Below are 22,622 nucleotides of genomic sequence, written 5' to 3'. Positions count from 1 at the left end.
CCGGTCCAGTTCGCTTGGGTGAACGATAGTCCGACCCGCGCCTGACCGGCCAATGCAAGGACGGTCTAGACCAATGCGCCGCCGGCATGAAGGCCGGTCGGAATGCGTTTGCGGCATGGCATGATCGGCTTTTGGCATTCGCCACCTGCCCCATGCCGGTAAATACTCGTGCCAGAGGCGGCGGGTTCCGCCCGGGCAGGAGCAGGACGTATGGCACAGCAGGTTCGGCCTTACTGGCAGAACTATATCGACGGGGCCTGGGTCGATGGGGGCGACGGCACGCGGATCACCGTTACCGACCCCGCGCTGGACGAACCCATCGCTGAAGTTGCGCGCGCAACTGCAGCCGACATCAACCGCGCCGTTGCTGCCGCCCGGCGCTGCTTTGACAGCCGCGTCCTGCGCGACCTGCGCCCGCACCGGCGCGGCGACCTGATGATCGAGGTCGCCCGCCACCTGGGTGACATGGCCGACGAGATCGCCCTGGTCGAATGCCGCGACAACGGGAAGACCCTGGCGGCAGGCCGGGCCGAGGTTGCCCTGACCCAGCGGTATCTGAACTATTACGCCGGCCTCGCCGACAAGCTGGAAGGCCGGCAGATCCCGCTTGGCGCTGGCTACATCGATTACACGACGCATGAACCCTATGGGGTGTCCGCCCAGATCGTTCCCTGGAACGGCCCCCTGCCTGTCGGTGCGCGCTCGGTCGCCTGCGCCATCGTCACCGGCAATACCGTCGTGCTGAAGTCGCCCGAGGACTCTCCGCTAAGTCTTTTCCTCCTGGCGGAAGCCTGCCATCGGGCCGGCGTTCCGGCGGGTGCGGTCAACATCGTCTGTGGCTACGGCCCGGAGGCAGGCGCCGCCCTGGTCAGCCATCACGATATCGACCACATCGTCTTCACCGGCTCTGTGGAAACGGGAAAGAGCGTCCTGCGCGCCGCGGCCGAGCGCGTGATCCCCTGCGTCATGGAACTTGGCGGCAAGTCGGGTGCCATCGTCCATGCCGACGCCGATCTGGAAAGAACCGCAGCCTCGGCCACCCGCGGGATATTTCATCACGCGGGCCAGATCTGCTCGGCCGGGGCGCGGTTGATCGTGCACCGCTCCATCCACGACGAACTTGTGGATCGCATCGCCGCGCGGGCCCGCGCCCTGAAGGTCGGGCCGGGGATCGACGGCTGTGACATGGGCCCCCTGATCAACGCGCGCCAGCTGGACAGGGTCGAGGCGCTCTGCCGCGCCGGCGTGGCGGAAGGCGCGACGCTGGTCCTGGGCGGCGCGCGGGTGCCGGGCCTGAGGGGCCACTTCATGGCGCCGACGATCTTCATGGGCGTCCGCCCGGACATGCGCATCGCGCAGGAGGAATTCTTCGGCCCGGTTCTGGTCGTCCTGCCGTTCGATACGCCCGAAGAGGCGGTCGCTATCGCCAACGGCACGGATTATGGCCTTGCCGCCGGCGTCTACACCCGTGACCTTCGGCTGGCGCACTGGACGGCCGATCGCCTGGTCGCCGGCCAGGTCTATGTCAACGAATGGTGGGCTGGCGGGGTGGAAACGCCGTTCGGCGGCATGAAACGTTCCGGCTATGGCCGGGAAAAGGGTCAAGAGGCGCTTCTGGGCTATGTCCAGACCAAGAATGTCGGCATCCGCTACTGATGCCACGGGGAGAGATTGATGTATGACCTTCTGCTGAAGGGTGGCCGGGTGATCGACCCAGATCAGGGCCTTGATGCCGTGACGGACGTGGCCTTCCTTGGGGGAAAGGTCGCCGCCATCGGCCCCGATCTGGGTCAGGGTGCGCGCGAGGTCCGAAAGGTCGCGGGGCGCATCGTCACGCCGGGGCTGATCGACATGCACAGTCATGTCTACTGGGGCGGCACCTCGCTTGGCGTCGATGCCGAAACCATCGCCAGACGCAGCGGCACCACCACCTTCGTCGATGCCGGCAGCGCCGGGGCGGGCAACTTCGCGGGCCTGCGCAAGTTCATCGTCGAACCTGCCGCACCGCGTATCCTGGCCTATCTCAACATTTCCTTCCCCGGCATTTTCGCCTTCTCGAAGAACGTGATGATGGGCGAATGCGAAGATCTGCGCCTTCTGGACAGCCGCGAATGCCTGGCGCTGGCCGAAAGGAACCTGGACCTTATCGTGGGCATCAAGGCACGGGTCGGCGCGCGGGCCGGCGGCAGTTCCGGTCTGGCGCCGCTGCTTCTGGCCATCGAGGTGGCCGAAGAACTAGACCTGCCCGTCATGGCGCATATCGACTTTCCCCCGCCCGGCCGGAAAGAGGTGCTTGAGGCGCTGCGTCCCGGCGACGTGCTGACCCATTGCTTCCGTCCCTTCCCCAACGCGCCCGTAACCCGTGGCAGCCGGATCCGCGAAGACATCCTTGAAGCCCGCCGCCGTGGCATCATCTTCGACATCGGCCACGGCTTCGGCGGCTTTTCCTTCAAGTCCGCCCGCCCCATGCTGGCCGAAGGCATCCTGCCCGACGTCATCTCGTCGGACGTGCACGTGCTGTGCTGCGACGGCCCGGCCTTCGACGTTCTTGCGGTCATGTCCAAGTTCATGGCGCTGGGCATGTCGCTGACCGAGGTGATCCGCGCCACCACACAGAACCCTGCCCGCGCCCTGCGTCGGCCGGAACTGGGCTCGCTGCGACCGGGAACGCCCGGCGATGCGACGATCCTGGAACTGGCCGAAGGCCGGTTCGAACATGTCGATGTCTCGGGCGAGGTGATCGTGGCTGAAACCGGCCTGGTCAGCCGCGGGATGGTGCTGCGCGGCAAGTGGTGGGCCGAGGGCGGGGAGGGCTGAGCCCCCGCCCCCCCGTTCACAGGCAGGTATATCCGCCGTCTATCACCAGACCCGCGCCCGTCATGTAGCGCGCGGCATCGCTGGCCAGATAGACCGCCAGCGTGCCCAGATCCTCGGGATCGCCCAGCTTCCCCATGGGGATCGTCTGGACATAGCCCTCGATGATGGCTGGGTTCTTCTCGGCCCAGATGCGGTTCGGCTCGGTCGCGAAGATGCCGGGACAGATGGCATTCACGGTGATGCCGTGCCTTGCCCAGTCCACCGCCAGCGACCGCGTCAGCATCAGCACACCGGCCTTGGCTGCCTCGTAATGCCTGCCCTGGATATTGCGCCCGGCCACCATCGCGTTGATCGAGGCCAGGTTGATGATCCGCCCGCCCGTGCCGCGCCGGATCATCGCTCCGCCCATGTGCTTGCAGCACAGGAAGGTCGAGGTCAGGTTCAGGTCCAGAAGCTGGTGCCACTGCTGCAGCTCCATTTCCTCCAGCCCGATGTTGACCCGGCGGCCGCCGATGTTGTTGACGAGGATGTCGAAACACCCCGCCCGGTCCAGGGCGGCGGTGCAGGCGGCCTCGCAGGTTGCGGGGTCAGCCATGTCGGCGACGATCGTCGTGACCTTCCGGCCCAGCGCCCGGATGTCTGCCGCCGTCCGCGCCAGACTGTCCGCGGTTCGGGCTGCCATGGTGATGTCGGCCCCCGCCTCGGCCAGGCCAAGGGCGATCTCGCGTCCAAGGCCCCGGCTTCCACCCGTTATGAATGCAGTCTTGCCGTCCAGACGAAGGCGATCGAAGACGCCCATTTCAGTGCTCCCGTTGCGTGGTGACGAATGCGGTCCGGCTGATCACCAGCCGTTGGCGCGCGGCCAGTAATCCGCGACGCGCCGCGGGTCGGCCGGGTCAAGCACGCGGTAGCCATCATACATGGCCGCCGTCATGCAGACATGGTTGGGCAGTACGCGCACACGTGTGCCGACTTGCAGCTGGTCAAAGGGGAAGGGGCCGTCGCAGACCAGCATCCCGTGTTCCTGATAGACATGACCGACGCGCACACGCCCGATACGGTGCGAACAGGTTTCGTCCATGATCATGCCGAAACCCACATCCTCGGGCAGCCCCGGGGCGCCTGTGCTGCGGTCCTTTGACAGTGCCAGCGCGCCCGCATCGATCAGCGCCGCGTTCAGGTCGGGCCGGTGGCCGATCACGGTTGCCAGCACGGAAACCGCTATGTCGTCCAGCGCGTGCGATCCGATCTCGTGCTGAAAGACATCCCCGAACAGGTAGACGCCGCAGCGCATCTCGGTCAGCCCTTCATGCGACAGACCGTGCGTCGCCGTGGGGGTCGAGCCGACGCTGACCACAGGGCAAGCCAGACCGGCCGCACGTAGCTGCGCAGCGGCGGTCACGGCGGTCAGCCGCTCTTGCTCGGCGACATCCTGCAAGGCCTGAAGACTGCGGCACTGATACGAATTGCCGGCATGGGTCAGCACACCTCCCAGCCGCGTGCCTGGCAGATCGTGCAGCGCCCGGCCCAGTTCCACGATCGCGTCGCTTCCGGCGGCAAGGCCTCCGCGACGCTCGCCGGAATCAAGCTCGATCATCAGTTCTGCCACGACGCCCTCGGCGACGGCGGCCCGGCTGATCGCCTCGGCCAGAGCCAGACTATCGGTGATCCCGCTTACGCGCACCCCGCGCCGGATCAACCGGGCCATGCGGGGCAGTTTGTCGGGAACAAGACCCACGGCATAGATGATGTCGTCGATCCCGTGGTCTGCGAAATATTCCGCCTCCCTCAGGGTCGAGACGGTGACACCCCCGAAGTTCCCGGCCAGCGCGATGCGCGCCACATCAATGGATTTGGCCGTCTTCATGTGCGGTCGCAGCTTCACCCCGGTGCCGGCGAAACGCGCCGTCATCCGGGCAGCGTTGCGCTCCAGCCTACCCCGATCAAGGATCAGACAGGGGGTTTCAAGACTGGCAAGGGTGGTCATAACAGTCTCCGGGGCAGGATCTGCCCCGCATCCGATCGGGGCTACCCCCGAAAGCTAGACCGGCCACCGCCATGCTGGCCAATGCAAGCTGCGGCAGGCATCATGCCTGTGGTGCATCAACCCCAGTCGGTATCCTCGTCCCCCGGCAGCAGCGCCCAAAGCTCCTCGGCCATTTCGGGAAGGGGATCGCGCGACCGAATCACCCGCACGTCCACCGGAATGTTCCACCGTTCATCTCCCGCCCGCACCAGCGAACCCTCGGCAAATTCGCGCGTCAGATGGCTTTCCGGCAACCAGGCCGTGCCCCGGCCCTCCGAACTCATCGCCTTCAGTACGGCCGCCATTTGCGAGACGAAGACCCGCTTCAGGTGCAGGGGCTCTTAGCAGGTGGCGATCACGTGTTCGACGACGCGGCCGATCGCAGAGGTTTCGGTATAGGCGAGGTAATGCACCGGCTCGTCCTCGGTTCCCGGAAGGCGATCGACCGGCTGGCCCCGGTTGTCGGGCAGGGTCACGGGCACCAGCCTGTCGCGCATCACCAGCTTTGCGCTGAAATGTTCCGGCGGCAGGTGCATCGGGATCACCGGATGGGTGTAGCTGATCAGGAACTGGCAATCGCCCCTTTGCATCATGTGGATGCAATCGTTGAACTGGCTTGTGTCCAACCGCGTGTTGAACGTATGGCTGCGCACCTCCAGCGCGCGCAGCCAGCCCGGGAAGAAGTTCAGCGACAGGCTGTGGGTCGCCGCAAAACGGATGGTCTGTGACGAGACGTCCCCGATCCGCCTGGCCTCTTCGCGCCCCTGGTACAGGCGGCGCAGCACATCCTCGGCCACCGGACGAAACCTCTCGCCCGACAGGGTCAACGTGATGGGCTGGGTGCTGCGGTTGAAAAGCTGTGCGCCGACCCATTCCTCCAGGCTTTTGATGCGGCGGCTGAAGGCAGGCTGCGTCGTATAGCGCGCCTGGGCTGACCGCGAGAAGTTGCGCGTATCGACCAGGCTAAGGAAATCTTCCAGCCATCGGCTTTCCATCGCGTCAACTCCTTGGTTCTGTCCGCCTCCGCGCAGGACAGTAAACAACACGTTGACCCGATGTCTATTGCGCAGCGACCTTGCGGTCGGCCCTGAAGGCCCCTCAGTCGATCCCGATCTTGCAGTCGAACATCATCCGCGACTATCCGGCAGCACGGGCGGGCGAATTCTCGCCGAAGCATTCGGCATATACGGCGTTGAAGCTCCAGGAATCGCGGGGGTCGTCCAGAAAGACGCCGACCCGCACCACATCCTCGATGCCATAGCCGGCCTCATGCAGGATGGCGGTCATTTTCTCGATCGCGCGACGGGAATGGGCGATGATGCCGCCCCCGACGATCTCGCCGTTTTCCGAGGCCACCTGGCCCGAGACATAACGCCAGCCGTCCGGCCAGACCGCGCGGGCGAAGGGCAAGGGTTGCTTGCCGGCGCCGCTTGGGCCCGATCCGTAACGTCTGCTGGTCATTTTCCGCTGTCTCCCCGTATCTGGTGCCTGTCTCGGGTGTCAGGTGACGCATCCGCGCGCATCCACCGCGACCTCTTCCAGGCTTCCATCCTCGGCCTCGATCCAGATCCGGTCGAAAAGGTTCGAGACGACACAGACATGGTTCGGCACGACGCGGATCCTCTGCCCGATCTTCAGCGGCCGTGCAGGATCCACCAGCAGCACGCCGTGTTCCTCGCTCAGCCCGGTGATCCGGATTTCCGGATGGCCCAGGACATGCCCGTGGTCCGTCAGCCCCAGCAGGTCCGAACTCAGGGCCTTCGACCCGGCATCGATTACCGCGCGGTCGGGTGTTGGGGTGCTGACAACCGTGGCCAGGACGTGCCCCGCGCAATCGTCCCAGGTGCAGGTGCCGCGCTGCACCAGCGAACGGTCGTTGTAGATATAGGTTCCCGCCCGGTATTCGGTCAGCACGCCATGCGGTTCGGCACGCCACATGTCGGGCGTCCCCCCTGAACTTACGACCCGACACTGCATCCCCTCGTGCAGCAGCAGGTCGCGCGCTTCGGTCAGGAACGCTGCCGCCTCGGCGGCTCCGCCGGCGGCGGGATAGCTCATCAGCCCGCCCAGGCGCAGCCCCGGGGCTTCGGCAATCCGCCGGGCCAGCGACAGGGCTTCGGCGGGGCTCTGGACGCCGCAGCGCCGGCCGCCCGTGTCGCATTCCACCAGCACCTCCAGCGGGCGCGATGCACCCGCGAAGGCCCCGGAAAGCCCCGCGACGACGGTTTCATTGTCGGCCACCACGGCAAGATGCGCCAGACGGTCCGACAGGGCACGCAGCCGGGCCAGCTTTTGTGGGCCAAGGATGTTGTAGGTGATCAGGATATCGTCCAGCCCCCCATCGGCCATGACCTCTGCCTCGCCGATCTTCTGGCAGGTGATGCCGCGCGCACCGGCCTCGATCTGGGCCCTCGCGAAGCGGATCAGCTTGTGCGTCTTGATGTGGGGGCGCAGCGCCAGACCCACCCGGTCGCAATGACGCTGGAACGCCGTGATGTTGTGGAGGGCGACAGCCTCGCGCACGACGAAGGCCGGGGTCTCGATACTGTCGAGGGTAGCGGGCATGTTGCTTTTCTTTCCGGTGCTTGGCGACAGGCCAGGATCAGATCTTCAGCCATTCCTTGAACAGCTCGCTGTATTCCGGATGCCAGCGCGACAGGGGCGGGCGGTTTTCGACGATGTCGCCGGCGGCCCAGAGGATGCGCTTTTCATCGGTGGCGCGATCGACTTCGTTGTCGGGGCAGAGAATGTAGAAATCGCTGCGCTCCAGAGCGGCGAAAAGGAACGCCACCACCTCATCCGGCGTCCAGGCGCCGGCAGGTTTCTCGGTCCGGCCAGCGGCGGTCAGCGGCGTGAACACGAAGCCCGGAATGAACAGCCGCGCCTCGACCCTGCAATCCGCCGTGTTGCGCAATGCGTGCTGAAGCGCCTCGGTAAACACCTTCACCCCGGCCTTCGAGACATTGTAGGCCGGATCACCCGGCGGCGTGGTGATACCCTGCTTGGACCCGGTGTTGACGATAAGTCCCGGCTGCCCCGATGCAATCATCCCCGGCGCAAAGATCTGCGACCCCCGGATGACGCCCAGCATGTTCACATTGATGATGCGGTCCCAGTTGCCCTCGGCATCGAAGATCGAGCTGCCGGGCTGCATGCCGGCATTGTTCATCAGGAAGTTGACCGCCCCCCAGGTCGAGGTCACGCGATCGGCCAGCGCCGCGATCTGTGCACGCTCGCCCACGTCGGTCGGCACCGTCATCACCGCGTCCTCGGCCGCCCCTTTGGCCAGCAGCGCGGCCCGTGCCGCGGCAAGCCGCGCGTCCCCCAGATCGGCCAGACAGACCCGCAGGCCCTGGCGGGCCAGATGTCTGGCGGCGGCCAGCCCGATGCCGGATGCCCCGCCGGTGATGACGGCAACGCCGCCCCTTTCAAGAGCCGGATGCACGGGTATTCTCCTTTCATGTCATGGCTCGGAATGCGGCGACATCTGACGGTCTTCCCCTGACGACACAGCCGATCACGAAGCCAGGCAACCTTATGGCCCCGGCCCCGGTCTGGTAAAGCCCATTGCGCCCCACACGCGGTTCCTTCCTGTCCTGGGCCTGTCCGGCTTGCGCGCATCGATCCGGTGCAGGCCGGCCTCGCACGCGGCGCAAATTCCTGCGTGCGGTTGATCCGCAGCAGGGCGAAGGTTCGTGCGATCCTTGCCGGGACCGTTCCTACTGGCGCGACAGGGGCACCAGCAGCCTTTTCGGCCGCAGTTCCTCGGCCGCCTTGAACAGGCTGAACGTCTGGTTGACGTAGTTCACCACACCCGACAGCTTTTCCAGATAGGCCATCAGCTCCGGTGTCTTCTCCGCCTCTACCAGTTGCACCGGACGCGAAGGGTCCATCCCCTCGAACTGCACATAGAATAAGGGCTCGCCCCGACGCAGGATCAGATCCTTCTGCGGCTCGTGCCATTCGAAGGCCCACATCAGCGGCCGCGGCCAGACCGAGACCGGAAAGCGCCCACCGAAGATCGTGCCGGGCAGCGGATCGGGGCGGTAATGCGCAAAGGCTGACAACTGGCTGAGGTAGACCGGCTCGTCGGCGATGAAGCAGTAAGGCAGTTGCAGCTGCAGCGTTGGCCGATCCGGGAAGCGCCATTCCGCTTCGTTCACCAGGGTCAGCACCTCGTTCAGCTTGGCCGGGCGCACCGGGCTTGCCGCCCCCGCCCGGTTGACCAGCACGGCCCTGCCCTTGTCGTCACGCTGAAAGCCGATGTGCAGGTCGAACGGGCATTTCACCATGAAGTATCGGCTTTCCAGCTGGATCACCGCCGGGCAGCGGCTGGCCGACTTGGCATGCGCCCGGTTCGGCGGGCGGATCGCCACCCGTTCGGGCGGGTCGTAAAGCACCGCCCCCTTGTCCTGCGTCAGGAACCAGCCCACGGTCAACGGTCCGGATCCCGGCCCTTCCTCGGGACGCTCGAATGTCATTGTGATGTTCATCCCTGCTCCTTACCCGACAGCCAGCCTCAGGGCCCTGACCAGCGCGGCACTGGTCCGGCGCTCCATTTCCGGCCCGAAACCCATTGCCGGACCATTACCCGCAACCCGCACGGTTTCCGAGCATGACGAATGCACCTCGCGAACGCCAAGACTTGTCAGCAGAGCTGCCGTCCGGGCCGTCACCCCCGACCCTGCCATGATCGCGACCCGCCCCGACGCCTGCCGGACCAGCGCCTCGATCCGCACCGCCCCCTCTGCCGCCGTCGGCGCCCCGCCCGAAGTCAGGATGCGCCGGAACCCTGCCGCGACAGCCTCTTCCAGCGCGGCGTCCATATCCGGAACCAGATCGAAACAGCGATGCAGCGTCAGATCCAGCCCTCGGGCCGCAACAATCAAGCGTCGCAGCGCAGGCCCGTCCAGCCGCCCGTCCGCCAAGGAAGCCCCAAGCACCACGCCCGCCAGCCCGGCCGCCCGTACCGCCGCGATATCGGCCTCCATCACCGTCAGTTCCGCCTCCGTCCAGACGAAGCCCCCTGCCCGTGGCCGGATCATCGCCATGACCGGCACACCGCATCCGGCCGCTTCGGCGATGAACCCGGCCGAGGGCGTCAAGCCGCCCAGCGCCAGCGCGGAACACAGCTCGATCCGGTCCGCACCGCCCGCAACCGCCGCCGCGAGACCCGCCGAACTGTCCACGCAGACCTCGACGATCACGCCCCTGGTCGTCACCCCCATGCCGCCTGCCCTGCGATGGCTGCGCCCAGCAGTCCCGCATCTGCCCCGCATACGGCCGGCACCAGCAGCGGCGCCGTGGTCCGCCGCAGGATGCCCGCCCGCACCGCTTCGTCCAGCCAGGTAACCAGCCCCGGCGCCCGGCTGAGGCCCCCGCCCACCGGCACCACATCGGCGCCGACGACATTCACCACCATCGCCAGTGGGCCCGAGACCAGCTCGCGCCAGAGCGCCATGGTTTTCCCGGCCTCGGCATCACCCGCCAGCCATTCGGCAATGATCGCCTCCGAGTCCAGAACCATTGCCGTGCGCTTGCGGTGCAACCGCTCCAGCCCGCGCGCACCGCCGATCGGGTCGATGCAGCCCACCTGCCCGCAGCCGCATTGAAAGGCGAATTCCCCCCGGATCACCGGGCCGTGTCCCCATTCCCCGGCATAACCGCCCTCGCCCGTGACCACCCGCCCGCCGATCACCAGCCCACCGCCGACGCCCGTGCCCAGAACCACCCCGAACACCGTGCCATGCCCCTTTCCCGCCCCGTGGCCTGCCTCGGCCAGGGCAAAGCAGTCGGCATCGTTCAGCACCATGACCGGCAGGCCGGTGGCTTCCTGCAAGGCCGGACCCAGCGCCAGGCCGTCTATGGCAGGGATATTGGCCACCTTCCCGACCCCCGTCACCGGATCCACCACACCGGCAATCGAAATGGCGATGCCAGAGGCGGCCCGCCCCTTGGCAAAGCCCGCGATCGCCGCAGCGAAGGCCGCCTTGTCCTGCGCAGGGGTCGGAACCTCGCCCAGCGGCTGAAGCCGCCCGTCCCACGCCGCCGCCCTGATCCGGCTGCCACCGATATCGAATGCCAGGATCATCCCGCCCCTCCGTTTGCGCCAGTCTTGACAGGCCAGGCAGGCCCCGTCAAACCGCCACGACCCCATCGTGGAGACGCAGATGATTGCGGATGACCGACTTATCGTGGCGCTGGATGTGCCGAATGTGGTGCAGGGCCTCGACCTCGTGGCCAGGATCGGCGACGCAGTCAGCTTCTACAAGATCGGCCTCGGCATGTTGACGGGGGGCGGCCTTGCACTGGCCAACCAGCTGAAGCAGGAACAGGGCAAGCGCGTGTTCCTCGACATGAAGCTGTTCGACATCGGCGCCACGATCGAGGCGGCGGTGCGGGGCCTTGCGCAATACGACTTTGACTTCCTTACCGTCCACGGCGACCCCCAGGTCGTTGCGGCTGCCGCGACCGGCAAGGGCGGCAGCGGGCTCAAGATCCTTGCCGTGACGATCCTCACCTCGCTTGACCGCGCCGATCTGGACGCAAACCTGATCAAGCCCGGCGATATCCGCGACATCACCCTCGAACGCGCCGCCCGCGCATTCGAGGCAGGGGCGGATGGCGTGATCGCCAGCCCGCAGGAGGCGGCCATGATCCGCGCGCTGCCGCAGTCGCGGGGCAGGCTGATCGTCACCCCCGGGGTGCGCCCGGCGGGGGCGGCAACGGGTGACCAGAAGCGCACCGCCACGCCACGCCAGGCCATCGCCGCAGGGGCGGATCACATCGTTGTGGGCCGGCCGATCTGGCAGGCCACCGACCCGGCGGCGGCAGCCCGCGCGGTGATCGCCGAATTGCCCTGACCGCCGCTCCTGGACGGGCGAAGAGCGACCGCAAGGAAGCGATGAACGCGCCGTGACCTACAGCCCCCGGGCCGCCAGCCAAGCCTTCATCATGGCGATCTCGGCCTCCTGCGCCGCGATCACCTCTTCCGACAGCTTGCGAATCTCGGGATCGGTCCCGTGTTCCAGCTGGATCCGCGCCATGGCGACGGCGGCCTCGTGATGCGGGATCATGCCGCGGACGAAATCGACATCGGCATCCCCGGTATAGGGGATCATCATGTCCGCCATCATTCTGTCCATGGCGGCGGCATAGGCCACTACAGCCGGGTTGCCGGCCAGTTCCGGCGGGATCATCGCTGCATGGCCGGCGCTGGCGACGCCCATGTCCGCCATTCCCATGGCAGAGTGATCCATGGCGGAATGGTCCATCATCGAATGGTCCATCGTCTGCGCAAGTGCAAGTCCGCCGACGATGGCTGCCACGGCTGCCGAAGCAGCGAGTATCTTCTTCTGCATCTCTGTCTCCCTGTTTCCTTTCAGGCGGGCTGGAACCCGGCATCGGTCAGCGCGGCGACCAGCTGCTCGCGCGGAGCCTGGGTGGCGACCTCTACCTTGTGCGTGGCCAGATCGGCGTTGATCTCGGCCGTGGGGTCCACCGAATGGATCGCCCGCGTCACACCGCGGACGCAGCCGCCGCAGGTCATGTTTTCGATGTGGAATTGCACGACTGTCTCCGTTCGTGTTGCCTCGTCAGCGTGAGATAGGGCTTCCAACCGTTGGAAGGTCAAGAGCACAAGCCCGTGATGGCGGCATGTCGAAAGGCCCCTTGACCTTCCCATGATGGGAAGGCCTATCTGGGTCTGCGGAAGCCTCAGGAAAGGACCGCCGCCATGAACATCCAGACCAAGCCCGGCACCGAACACGTGACGCTGCACGTCGAGGGCATGACCTGCGCCTCCTGCGTCGGACGGGTGGAAAAGGTGCTGAAGGCGGTGCCGGGCGTCAGCGAGGCATCCGTGAATCTGGCAACCGAACGGGCCGAGGTCACCGGCCAGGGCCTCGACCCCGCCATACTGGCAAAGGCGATCGAGGGTGCGGGCTATGACGTGCCCGAACGCACGGTCGATCTGGTGGTCGAGGGAATGACATGCGCCTCTTGTGTGGCGCGGGTGGAAAAGGTTCTGGCCGCCGTGCCGGGTGTGAGATCGGCCAGTGTGAACCTGGCGACAGAACGGGCCAGCGTGACTGGCCGGGCCGATCCTTCCGCCTTGATTCAAGCAGTCGAGGGCGCGGGCTATCAGGCCCATCCGGCTGCGCCTGCCGGCCAGGCCGCCGACGATCTCGCCGCACGAAAGGACGCCGAGGAAGCGACCCTCCGCCGCGACCTGGCACTTGCCGCCGCCCTGACCCTGCCCGTCTTCCTGCTGGAGATGGGGGGGCACCTCTTCGACTGGGTGCACATGGCGGTGATGAACACCATAGGCATGCAGAACAGCTGGTATCTGCAATGGGCGCTGACCACGCTGGTCCTTCTGGGTCCCGGTCGGCGGTTCTATCTGAAGGGCTTTCCCGCCCTCTTCCGCCTTGCGCCCGACATGAACAGCCTTGTCGCGGTGGGGACATCTGCCGCCTACGGCTATTCGCTGGTCGCAACATTCCTGCCCGGCCTCCTGCCCCGCGGCACGGTGAACGTCTACTACGAGGCCGCCGCCGTCATCGTCACCCTGATCCTGCTGGGCCGCCTGCTCGAGGCGCGGGCCAAGGGCCGCACCTCGCAGGCGATCCGGCGGCTCATCGGCCTGCAACCCCGCACCGCGCGCCTGGTCCGCGACGGCGCGGCCGTGGAGGTGCCCGTCGCCGATCTTCGCCCCGGCGATCTGGTCGAGGTCCGCCCGGGCGAGCGTGTGCCGGTCGACGGCACGGTGACGGAAGGCGAAAGCTGGGTCGACGAAAGCATGATCTCGGGCGAGCCCCTGCCGGTGGCCAAGGCGCCAGGAAGCACGGTGACCGGCGGCACGGTCAACCAGACCGGCGCCTTCACCTTCCGCGCCACCGCCGTGGGCGAGGCGACGCTCCTCGCGCAGATCATCCGCATGGTCGAACAGGCGCAGGGCGGGAAACTCCCGATCCAAGCGATGGTCGACCGGGTGACACTGTGGTTCGTCCCGGCGATCATGGGCATCGCTGTCCTGACCTTCCTCGTCTGGCTGGCCCTCGGCCCCTCCCCTGCCCTGACCTTCGGGCTGGTGAACGCCGTCGCCGTCCTGATCATCGCCTGCCCCTGCGCCATGGGCCTGGCCACGCCGACCTCGATCATGGTCGGCACCGGGCGCGGGGCCGAGATGGGCGTCCTCTTCCGCAAGGGCGAGGCGTTGCAGGCCCTGCAGGGCGTGGCGGTGGTGGCGCTCGACAAGACCGGCACGCTGACCGAAGGCAAGCCCCGGCTGACCGACCTTTCCCTCGCGCCGGGCTTCGACCGCGCCGAGGTTCTGGCACTGATCGCGGCAGTCGAAGACAAGTCGGAACACCCGATCGCCCGGGCGATCGCGGTAGCGGCGGTTGACGAGGGGCTGACCCTGCCCGAGGTCACCGGCTTCGCCTCGGTCACCGGCTACGGGGTCGAGGCCACGGCGGGGGGGCACCGGGTCGCGGTCGGCGCCGACCGCTACATGGCCCGGCTCGGTCTCGACGTGGCGAGTTTTTCCGACACCGCCGCCCGGCTGGCGGACGAGGGCAAGACGCCGCTTTACGCCGCCATCGACGGCCGGCTTGCCGCCATCCTCGCCGTGGCCGACCCGGTGAAGCCCACCACCCCAAGGGCAATCCAAGCCCTGCACCGGATGGGCCTCAAGGTCGCAATGATCACCGGCGACAACGCCCGCACCGCCGGGGCCATCGCCCGCCAGCTCGGCATCGACGAGGTGGTGGCCGAGGTCCTTCCCGAGGGCAAGGTCGATGCCGTGCGCCGGTTGAAATCCCTCGGCAGTCTGGCCTTCGTCGGCGACGGCATCAACGATGCCCCCGCCCTGGCCGAGGCCGACGTGGGCATCGCCGTCGGCACCGGCACCGATATCGCCATCGAGGCTGCGGACGTGGTGCTGATGTCGGGGCGGCTGACCGCCGTCTCCGACGCCATCGCGCTCTCCAGGGCGGTGATGCGCAACATCCGGCAGAACCTGTTCTGGGCCTTCGCCTACAACACCGCGCTGGTGCCCGTGGCGGCCGGAGTGCTGTGGCCCTTCTGGGGCATCCTGCTATCGCCGGTCTTTGCCGCCGGGGCCATGGCGCTGTCGTCGGTCTTCGTCCTTGGCAACGCGCTGCGCCTGCGCCGCTTTGCCCCCGCAACCCCAGCCTGAAGGAGCCACACCATGAACATCGGACAGGCAGCGAAAGCTTCGGGCGTCTCGGCAAAGATGATCCGCTACTACGAATCCATCGGCCTGATACCCGCCGCCGGGCGCACCGCATCCGGCTACCGCGTCTATGGCCAGACCGAGGTGCAGATCCTGCGCTTCATCCGCCGCGCGCGCGACCTGGGATTCTCGGTCGAGAAGATCGAGGAACTGCTTGCCCTCTGGCGCGACCGGTCGCGGCACAGTGCCGATGTCAAGCACATCGCAACCACCCAGATCGCCGAGCTGCAGGACCGCATTGCCGGGATGCAGGCGATGGTCGACACCCTGCGCCACCTGGCCGATGCCTGCTGCGGCGATGACCGGCCGGACTGCCCGATCCTAGCCGACCTGGAACAGGGAACGGGTGTCACAAAGCATTAGACAGATGCCCCTTTCGCCGACAGGAAACAGGGATGATCGGCTATCTGCTTGCCCATGAAGTGACGATCCGGCTTGGGGCCTTCCTGTCGGTTCTGGTGGCGATGATGCTGTGGGAACTGGCCGCCCCCCGCCGGCGGCTGGAAATTCCCCGCGTCATCCGCTGGACCAACAACCTTGCGCTGGTCGTGCTGGATACGGCGATCCTGCGGCTGGCCTTTCCCGTTCTGGCGGTCGGGCTTGCGACCGCGGCCGAGGCGCAGGGCTGGGGTCTGTTCAACCGGCTGGACCTGCCGGTCTGGGTTGCGATCCTCGTCTCGATCCTGATTCTGGATCTGGCGATCTACCTGCAGCACGTCCTTTTTCACGCCGTGCCGGGCCTGTGGCGGCTGCACCGGATGCACCATGCCGACCTGGATTTCGATGCCACGACAGGCCTGCGCTTTCATCCGGTCGAAATCCTGCTGTCGATGCTCATCAAGCTGGCGGTCGTCGGCGCAATCGGGGCGCCGGCAGTGGCAGTGCTGGCCTTCGAGGTGATCCTGAACGCGACCGCGCTGTTCAACCATGGCAACGTCGCCCTGCCACGCGGGGTGGATCGGATGCTGCGCTGGGTTCTGGTGACACCCGACATGCACCGCGTGCATCATTCCATCGACCCGCGCGAGACGAATTCGAACTATGGTTTCTCGTTTCCCTGGTGGGATCGGCTCTTCGGCACCTACATCGCCCAGCCTGCCAAGGGCCACGAAGGGATGCAGATCGGGATCGAACAGTTCCGCACCCCGCGCGATCTATGGCTGGACCGGATGCTGGTGCAGCCCTTGCGTGGCCCGGCCTCGGGCCACGCGCTGGATCCCGCGAACGACCGACGCTAGCGATAGCGAGAGGGGCTTATGCCGAACCGGCTGCGATAGGCCTTTGAAAAACTTGAGCGGGAATTGAAGCCCGTGGCGATGGCGACCTCCAGGATCGACATCGTGGTGTCGGCCAGCAGATTGCGCGCCTCTTCCAGACGCAGGCCAAGATAGTAGCTTTTCGGCGTTTCCTGCAGCACCGCCTTGAATACCCGCTCCAGGTGCCGGGGCGAACGGCCGAAGATCGCAGCCAGTTCGTCCTGATCCAGCGGGGTCGCGATGTTTTCCTGCATTGCCGCAATCACCCGGGCGATGGCCGGGTGGCGGGCTGTCATCGGGGCGGGATAGACCTTTTTCTGAGTCACGTTCGCTTCGCGCCGGCGGCTGTGCAGGCACATCTCGGCCACGGCATCGGCCAGCTTCTGCCCATGGTCCTGGGCGATCAGGGCCAGCATCATGTCAACCCCGGCCTCGCCGCCGGCGCAGGAAAAGTGCTTGCGACCGATCACGTAGATCTGTTCCAGCGGCTCGACATCAAAAAGCTCGCGGAACGCCGGACGGTTTTCCCAGTGGACCGCAGGCGTGTCGTCGCCCAGAAGTCCGGCACGGGCCAGCGTATAGGCCCCAGTGCAGATCGCCCCCAGCCCCCCGCCCCGCCGGGAATGGTCGCGCAGCCAGTTCAGCACCTTGCGGTCGGCAGCCTGGCTTGCATCGGTGCCGGAACAGACCACCACCGTGACCTCTCGTCCCAGGGGGGCCAGACCCTGATCCACCTCGATCCGCACCCCGGCCGAGCTTTCGACGGGTTTTCCGTCCATGCTGACCAGCCGCCAGCGATACAGCGGCAGCTGGGTCAGCTGATTGGCGATACGCAACGGCTCGACAGCCGAGGAAAAGGCCAGCAGCGTGAAGCGCGGCAGGGCGAGAAAGGCGAAGTCGCGTGTCGGGGCGGGGCCGGGCAGACGGAAATGCGCCACCCCGCGGGGAATCACGGCCGTTGCGCTGTGAAAGCTCTGTTCATCGGCATGGCGTGTCACGACGATTCCTTCCCTGAAACGGTGGGGCCCGGATCAGCCTTTCAGCGCTTTTTGCCGGCAAGTCCAGAAGCAAGTCGCCGCAGAAGGGCTGCGAACGGGAAACCGGGCAGAGGGACCCGACGCAGCTGCTCCGGGCTGATACCGCCACCCTGCAGAAACATCAGGCTTGTTGCGTGCCTTTCCTTCGCCAGATCGGCAATGGCGGGACCAAGACGTGCGCTGTGAAAGGGGATCATGGCTCAGCCTTCCGCGACAAGATGGGCATCTTCGGGCATCCACCAGGCAAACAGTGGCTGACCGATGCCAAGGGGCAGGTCGGCCAGTTCGTCATGTCCCTTCTGCACCCGGATTTCCTGGCCCTGCGCCGTCTCCAGATAGACTGTCGCGGTCGCGCCGACGAATTCCTCGCCGATCACCCTGACCGGCACCGCGTTCACATTCCCGGCCGGCGGGGCAACGCTGAGATGGGTCTTGGTATCCAGAACCGTGATCGTGGCCGACGTTCCGGCCTCAGCCCCGCCGGCAAGCCGCAGACGACCGACCGGGCTGTCAAGTTCCAGCCCTGCGCCAGCCTTGCGGACGGTACCCGTGAAAAGGTTTGACGATCCCAGGAAATCCGCCACGAACCGCGTGCGCGGGGTGCGGTAGATTTCCTGCGGTGTGCCGATCTGTTCGATCTTGCCCCGGCTCATGATCACCACGCGGTCGGCCATGGAAAAGGCCTCGGACTGGCTGTGCGTGACATAGACGAAGGTGATCCCGGTCTCGCGCTGCAGGTTCTTCAGCACCGACTGCATCCGGACCTTCAGCGCCGCGTCGAGCGCCGAAAGCGGCTCGTCAAGAAGCAGGATCTCTGGCTCCACCACCAAGGACCGCGCAAGCGCCACCCGCTGCCTTTGGCCTCCTGAAAGCTGCGAGATGTTGCGTTCGGCGAATTCGGCGATCTGCATCCGTTCAAGCCAGTGTTCGGCCCGCCGCCGCCGTTCCGCCTTGCCCACGCCGCGCATCTTCAGCGCGAATTCGACGTTCTCGCGGACGTTCAGGAAGGGAAACAGCGCAAGGCTCTGCCAGACCATAGGTGTGTCCCGGCACCAGGTCGGCAGGTCGTTGATCGGCTTGCCGGCAAGGCGGATCACGCCCTCGGTCGGCGCCTCGAGCCCCGCGAGCATCCGCAGCGTCGTGGTCTTGCCGCAGCCCGACGAGCCCATGATCGCCAGGAACTCGCCCTTCTTGATCTCGAAATCCAGCTTCTGCACGGCGACGAAGGCACCGAAACGTTTCACCACACCTTCGAAGGAAACCAGGGTATCGCGGGTCATGGGGCCTACTCCTTTTCGGGCACCCTGGCGCTGCGACCGGACAGCAGCAGCTGTGCCAGGATCACAAGCTTCATGGAAAGGATGAAGACGAAGGTGCCGATCGCGTTGATCCGCGGGCTGACCTGACCTTGCAGGAAGCCCAGCACCTTGACGGGCAGCGTCTCGTTCAGGCCCGAGACGAACCAGGCCACGGCGAATTCGTCGAACGAGACGGCCATGGTGATGAAGAGCGCGCCAAGGATCGCGGGCGCGCAGAACGGAATGATGACATGCCGCATCGCTGCCCATTCCGAGGCGCCGAGGTTCCAGGCGGCGGGCTCCAGCGCCGGGTCCATCTGCGACAGGCGCAGCCGGATGATCGCCATGGCGAAGGGGGCGCAGACGACGACATGAGAGATGATGACCGACAGCGCATTGCCCGACAGGTTGATGCGGGACAGATAGGCCAGCATCGCAAGCCCCAGGATGACCACGGGAATCGTCGGCGGCAGCAGCGCCAGGGCCAGATAGACCTGCTTGCCCGCGAACCGGTAACGATAGTCGGTGTAGGCCGCCCCGAAGCCCAGAACGGTCGAGATCACGCCGACCGCGACACCCACCAGAAGGGTGTTGCGCGCGCCCTGCCAGACCAGCGGGTCGTTGGCCACCGCACGATACCATTCCAGCGAGAACTCTCCCAGCGGCAGCGAGGGGAAGCGGTCGGAATTGAAACTGAAGACGAAGCTTGCCGCGATGGGGGCGAAGACGAAGGCATAGGCCAGCAGGATGTAGACCATCAGCGCCCAGTCCACCGCGCGGTTGCGGTTCAGATCGGCGGCACCGCTCATGTCGATTTCCCCTTGTAGGCGAATTTGACGGCAGCGAAGGCCACGACCATCAGCGTGCCGATCATGGTCAGTGCAATGACTGCTGCACGGGGCCACTGCTGGCCGGATTTTGTGGTGTCGGTGATCAGGATCGACAGGGTCGTCGGGTCACCGCCGCCCAGGTAGATCGGGCTTACGAAATCGCCGAACGACAGGATGAAGGCAAAGAGCGCTGCAATGACCAGGCCGGTGCGGGCCGAGGGGATGACCACCTCGAACACGGTGCGGACGCGCCCGCAGCGCAGGTTGTGCGCGGCCTCGATCAGGGTGCGGTCGATGAAGGCCAGGCTGAAGAGTTGCAGAAGGACGACCAGCGGGAAGCTGAGCGTGAGGTAGCCGATCATCGTGGCCAAGACCGTGTTCAGCATCGGGAAGGGCCCGAGGCCGACCCAGCCAAGGATCACATTGATGATGCCATTGTCCGACAGGAAGATCTGCCAGGAATAGACGCGCACCAGGTAGCTGGTGAAAAAGGGGATCACCATCAGGAAGATCGCCCAGCGCCGGGCGCTGTCAGAAAGCTTGAAGGCGATGGCATAGGCGGCGGGAAAGGCCAGCAAGCTGGTCAGAACGGATGCCGCGGCGGCCAGCGCCAGCGTCGTGCCGTAGGCCTGCCAGAAGACCGTGCGGCCATACATCGTCGCCCAGTTCACCGTGTCGAAATCGGGCTGCATGGCGAAGTTCCTGACCGTCCAGAACGACAGGGCGACCAGGAAGACCAGCGGAAAGAAGAAGAACAGGATCTGCCAGATCAGAAGCGGCAGTGCGAAGGTCATGCCGTAAAGGGAAATCCTGCGTCGCATCGTCGGGCGCACTCCGGCTGATGGGGCGCCGGCCGGCAGGGAAGCCCCGCCAGCCGGCAATGTCAGGGCCTGGGGCTCAGGCACCATGGTCAGGCACCCTTGTATTCGGACCAGAAGTCGTTCCAGGTCTCAAGATCCTGCTGGATGGGCCATTCGCGATACTTGATCCGGCCAGCCCGGATCATGTCCATCACGTTGCCGGCGTCCTTGGTCATGCCCTGACGCCTGGCTTCATCCGGGTTCTCGGCCTGCAGGACCTCCCAGCCCTTCGCGTTCGGGATCAGCGCCGGATAGGCCGCCATCTGGGCCGATTTTGCCTGACCCTTGGCCGAGGTGATGTACTGGATCCACTTCTTCGCGAGATCCGCCTTCTGCGAACCCTTGCCGATCGAGAAGCATTCCGACCATTGCAGCCCGCCCTCTTCCGGGATCACGGTGCGCACCTTGGCGCCGTTCTTCTCCAGAACCCCGGTGATCCAGTCACCGATACCGCAGAAGGCCAGCATCTGCCCGTCGTTCAAGGACGAGAAGGTGCCGCCATAGTCGAAGAACCCGCCGATCTGGGGCCGCAGCGACATGGTCTTTTCCTTGACCGCCTCCCAGGCGGTCTCGTCGATGTCGTAGGGGGCGGGGTTGCCGTTGAGAAGGCTCATCTGCCCGAGGTTGGGCAGGTGCCAGTCGAAATGGCCGACCTTGCCCTTAAGCTTTTCGGCCCAGAACACATTGTAGGTCGCAGCTTCGGCCTCGGTCAGCGCGTCGGTGTTGTAGGCCACGCCGAGGAACCCGAAGCGCGTGACCAGCGAGAACAGCTTGCCGTCCTGCCAGTTTCCCGGGAACTGCTGGAATTCGGGGAAGTATTCATCCAGCGCATAGTCGGCCGGGTCCAGCTCCTCGACATAGCCCGCCGCGTTCAGCGCCTGGACATATTCGGCATCCGACAGGATCACGTCGAAGGTGCCGGGCGGCGATTGCGAGATCAGGCCCAGCATGTTGTCACCGCCGGTGTAGTATTTCGGCACGAACTTGACGTTGTTCTCGGCCTCGAACTCGGCCACGATGTCGGGCTCGGCGTGGCCATACCAGGCCAGCATCGTCAACTCGGTCGGCGCGGCGAAGGCGCGGCGCGACAGCATGGGCGTGGCCAGCGCGGCTGCCCCGGACGCAAGAAGTGCCCGGCGCGTCAGGCCCTTTGCAATCACCTCGGTCTTGGTCATTCCGATACTCCCCGTTTCAGCCGCAAGGCCGTGTTCGTGGCTGCGACGTTAGGAGACCGGAAGGCGAGAACAAAATCGGTTCTTGAAATCCATTGATAAGCGCCGGTTATATGGCCCGCGATTTCGTCAGCCCGGCAAGGTCTTGACGCCCGAGCCCACGCTTTCCAGGCCGGCCACAAGGTCGCTGACCAGTTGAAGGCCTGCGGCAGACAGGCGTGGATGCTTGTAGAACAGCCCGACCCGAAGCGGCTCCAGCTTCGGGAATCCCTCGTCCTCGCCCAGTTCGCGCATCCCGGGCAGCATGGTGGCCTGGGTCAACGCCGTCACGCACAGACCGTTCAGCACCGCGTTCTGAAGGCCTGAGATGCCAGGGCCGGTATAGACGATGCGCCAGCGCCGGCCCGCACCGTCCAGCGCGTCGATCATTCGAGCGCGGTAGTCGCAGCCTTCCAGATGGGCGCCCAGCGGCACCGGGCGCGATGCGTCCATGGCCATGGTTTCCGACGCGGCCCAGATCGGCTGTTCCACCCAGGCGCGCGACAGATAGGGCATTCGCGCCGTAGGCATGGTGGCAACGATGATGTCCAGGTCGTCCGAACGCAGCAGCTGATGCAACTCGCGGCTCAGGTCGCAGTGAATCTCCAGGTCCACGTCCGGATGGTGGCGCAGGAAGGTGGTGAGGGTGTTCTGCAGGAAGGCCACCGCGTAATCAGTGGGCAGGCCTATGCGCAGCACGCCCGTCATGTCCGAACGGTGGAAACAGCGCACCGCCTCGTCGTTGATGCGCACCATTTCGCGGGCATAGGACAGAAGCGCCTCGCCTGCGGGGGTGGGGTGGATGGCGCGGCCCTCCTGCGTCAGCAGGGGCGCGCGCACCAGTTCCTCCAGCCGCCGGATCTGCAGGGAAATCGCAGGTTGGCTGCGGCCCAGCACCGCCCCGGCCTTGGAATGCCCCCCCAGTTCCACTACCGCGATGAAGGTGCGCAACAGGTCGGTGGGCAGATTGGTGATCAGTGCCATGGATTTGCCCCGCCAATGGAAGCATTGGGGCAATCTATTTTCCTT

At 66.1% G+C, this 22,622-nt stretch carries 22 protein-coding genes and 1 pseudogene; 6 read left to right on the top strand and 17 right to left on the bottom strand.

Annotated features, from left to right (window positions below; genetic code table 11):
• The first annotated feature begins 210 nt into the window (after positions 1 to 210).
• Positions 211 to 1,656: an aldehyde dehydrogenase family protein gene (locus EYB42_RS13300; RefSeq protein ID WP_135450608.1), complete on the top strand. Its 1,446-nt coding sequence runs from the start codon at positions 211 to 213 to the stop codon at positions 1,654 to 1,656.
• Between the two features lie 18 nt (positions 1,657 to 1,674).
• Entirely contained in the window at positions 1,675 to 2,817 is a 1,143-nt protein-coding gene (locus EYB42_RS13295) for an amidohydrolase/deacetylase family metallohydrolase (protein WP_205909991.1), read from the top strand.
• A gap of 16 nt (positions 2,818 to 2,833) precedes the next feature.
• On the opposite strand, the gene EYB42_RS13290 is transcribed toward EYB42_RS13295, so the two are convergent.
• From EYB42_RS13290 to EYB42_RS13245, 9 genes and pseudogenes are all read right to left on the bottom strand, one after another.
• Complete coding sequence (locus EYB42_RS13290; protein WP_135450606.1) at positions 2,834 to 3,616, bottom strand: SDR family NAD(P)-dependent oxidoreductase; 783 nt, start codon at positions 3,614 to 3,616, stop codon at positions 2,834 to 2,836.
• A 42-nt stretch (positions 3,617 to 3,658) separates the two neighbouring features.
• A complete protein-coding gene (locus tag EYB42_RS13285) occupies positions 3,659 to 4,804 on the bottom strand; it encodes an alanine racemase (protein WP_135450605.1) in 1,146 nt (381 codons plus the stop codon).
• 116 nt (positions 4,805 to 4,920) lie between these two features.
• Positions 4,921 to 5,838 (bottom strand): annotated as a pseudogene (locus EYB42_RS13275) (LysR family transcriptional regulator).
• Between the two features lie 142 nt (positions 5,839 to 5,980).
• On the bottom strand, positions 5,981 to 6,304 hold the full coding sequence (locus EYB42_RS13270) for a RidA family protein (protein ID WP_135450602.1): 324 nt from the start codon (positions 6,302 to 6,304) through the stop codon (positions 5,981 to 5,983).
• 39 nt (positions 6,305 to 6,343) lie between these two features.
• A complete protein-coding gene (locus EYB42_RS13265) occupies positions 6,344 to 7,408 on the bottom strand; it encodes a D-TA family PLP-dependent enzyme (protein WP_135450601.1) in 1,065 nt (354 codons plus the stop codon).
• A 37-nt stretch (positions 7,409 to 7,445) separates the two neighbouring features.
• On the bottom strand, positions 7,446 to 8,288 hold the full coding sequence (locus tag EYB42_RS13260) for an SDR family NAD(P)-dependent oxidoreductase (RefSeq protein WP_205909990.1): 843 nt from the start codon (positions 8,286 to 8,288) through the stop codon (positions 7,446 to 7,448).
• Positions 8,289 to 8,562: 274 nt separating this feature from the next.
• A complete protein-coding gene (locus EYB42_RS13255; RefSeq protein WP_135450599.1) occupies positions 8,563 to 9,336 on the bottom strand; it encodes a hypothetical protein in 774 nt (257 codons plus the stop codon).
• Between the two features lie 9 nt (positions 9,337 to 9,345).
• A complete protein-coding gene (locus EYB42_RS13250; protein WP_135450598.1) occupies positions 9,346 to 10,071 on the bottom strand; it encodes a copper homeostasis protein CutC in 726 nt (241 codons plus the stop codon).
• Positions 10,062 to 10,934 (bottom strand): ROK family protein, encoded by an 873-nt coding sequence (locus EYB42_RS13245; RefSeq protein WP_135450597.1) that lies wholly within the window; start codon positions 10,932 to 10,934, stop codon positions 10,062 to 10,064. The genes EYB42_RS13250 and EYB42_RS13245 overlap by 10 nt, the downstream gene beginning before the upstream one ends.
• Before the next feature lie 82 nt (positions 10,935 to 11,016).
• On the opposite strand from EYB42_RS13245, the gene pyrF reads away from it, so the two are divergent.
• Positions 11,017 to 11,706 carry an orotidine-5'-phosphate decarboxylase gene (gene pyrF, locus EYB42_RS13240; protein ID WP_135450631.1) on the top strand — a complete coding sequence of 230 codons (690 nt, stop codon included), beginning with the start codon at positions 11,017 to 11,019 and terminating at the stop codon, positions 11,704 to 11,706.
• A gap of 57 nt (positions 11,707 to 11,763) precedes the next feature.
• Here the strand turns inward: pyrF and copM are convergent, their stop codons facing one another.
• Both copM and EYB42_RS13230 read right to left on the bottom strand, forming a co-directional pair.
• A complete protein-coding gene (gene copM / locus EYB42_RS13235) occupies positions 11,764 to 12,204 on the bottom strand; it encodes a CopM family metallochaperone (protein WP_135450596.1) in 441 nt (146 codons plus the stop codon).
• 20 nt (positions 12,205 to 12,224) lie between these two features.
• Positions 12,225 to 12,413: a heavy-metal-associated domain-containing protein gene (locus EYB42_RS13230; RefSeq protein WP_135450595.1), complete on the bottom strand. Its 189-nt coding sequence runs from the start codon at positions 12,411 to 12,413 to the stop codon at positions 12,225 to 12,227.
• A 165-nt stretch (positions 12,414 to 12,578) separates the two neighbouring features.
• Here EYB42_RS13230 and EYB42_RS13225 point away from each other — a divergent pair, with 165 nt between their 5' ends.
• From EYB42_RS13225 to EYB42_RS13215, 3 genes are read left to right on the top strand one after another with little or no spacing between them, the layout of a single operon-like run.
• A complete protein-coding gene (locus tag EYB42_RS13225) occupies positions 12,579 to 15,044 on the top strand; it encodes a heavy metal translocating P-type ATPase (protein ID WP_135450594.1) in 2,466 nt (821 codons plus the stop codon).
• A 12-nt stretch (positions 15,045 to 15,056) separates the two neighbouring features.
• Positions 15,057 to 15,464, top strand: coding sequence for a Cu(I)-responsive transcriptional regulator (gene cueR, locus EYB42_RS13220; RefSeq protein ID WP_135450593.1), 408 nt, complete (start codon positions 15,057 to 15,059; stop codon positions 15,462 to 15,464).
• 32 nt (positions 15,465 to 15,496) lie between these two features.
• Positions 15,497 to 16,339 carry a sterol desaturase family protein gene (locus EYB42_RS13215; RefSeq protein WP_135450592.1) on the top strand — a complete coding sequence of 281 codons (843 nt, stop codon included), beginning with the start codon at positions 15,497 to 15,499 and terminating at the stop codon, positions 16,337 to 16,339.
• On the opposite strand, the gene EYB42_RS13210 is transcribed toward EYB42_RS13215, so the two are convergent.
• From EYB42_RS13210 to EYB42_RS13185, 6 genes are all read right to left on the bottom strand, one after another.
• On the bottom strand, positions 16,336 to 17,355 hold the full coding sequence (locus tag EYB42_RS13210; RefSeq protein ID WP_135450591.1) for a GlxA family transcriptional regulator: 1,020 nt from the start codon (positions 17,353 to 17,355) through the stop codon (positions 16,336 to 16,338). The two genes, EYB42_RS13215 and EYB42_RS13210, sit on opposite strands and share 4 nt — an antisense overlap.
• Positions 17,356 to 17,594: 239 nt before the next feature.
• On the bottom strand, positions 17,595 to 18,674 hold the full coding sequence (locus EYB42_RS13205; RefSeq protein ID WP_135450590.1) for an ABC transporter ATP-binding protein: 1,080 nt from the start codon (positions 18,672 to 18,674) through the stop codon (positions 17,595 to 17,597).
• 5 nt (positions 18,675 to 18,679) lie between these two features.
• Positions 18,680 to 19,501 (bottom strand): ABC transporter permease, encoded by an 822-nt coding sequence (locus EYB42_RS13200; protein ID WP_135450589.1) that lies wholly within the window; start codon positions 19,499 to 19,501, stop codon positions 18,680 to 18,682.
• Positions 19,498 to 20,343, bottom strand: coding sequence for an ABC transporter permease (locus tag EYB42_RS13195; RefSeq protein ID WP_135450588.1), 846 nt, complete (start codon positions 20,341 to 20,343; stop codon positions 19,498 to 19,500). The genes EYB42_RS13200 and EYB42_RS13195 overlap by 4 nt, the downstream gene beginning before the upstream one ends.
• An 89-nt stretch (positions 20,344 to 20,432) precedes the next feature.
• Positions 20,433 to 21,557, bottom strand: a complete 1,125-nt coding sequence (locus EYB42_RS13190; RefSeq protein ID WP_135450587.1) for a polyamine ABC transporter substrate-binding protein — start codon at positions 21,555 to 21,557, stop codon at positions 20,433 to 20,435.
• Positions 21,558 to 21,683: 126 nt separating this feature from the next.
• Positions 21,684 to 22,577, bottom strand: a complete 894-nt coding sequence (locus tag EYB42_RS13185) for a LysR substrate-binding domain-containing protein (protein WP_135450586.1) — start codon at positions 22,575 to 22,577, stop codon at positions 21,684 to 21,686.
• Positions 22,578 to 22,622: the final 45 nt, after the last annotated feature.

The sequence above is a fragment of the Tabrizicola caldifontis genome (genome assembly GCF_004762095.1).
GTDB classification, from domain to species: domain Bacteria; phylum Pseudomonadota; class Alphaproteobacteria; order Rhodobacterales; family Rhodobacteraceae; genus Tabrizicola; species Tabrizicola caldifontis.
The sequence above is the reverse complement of the archived record's forward strand: the minus strand, read 5'-3'. Positions and strand labels throughout refer to the sequence as shown.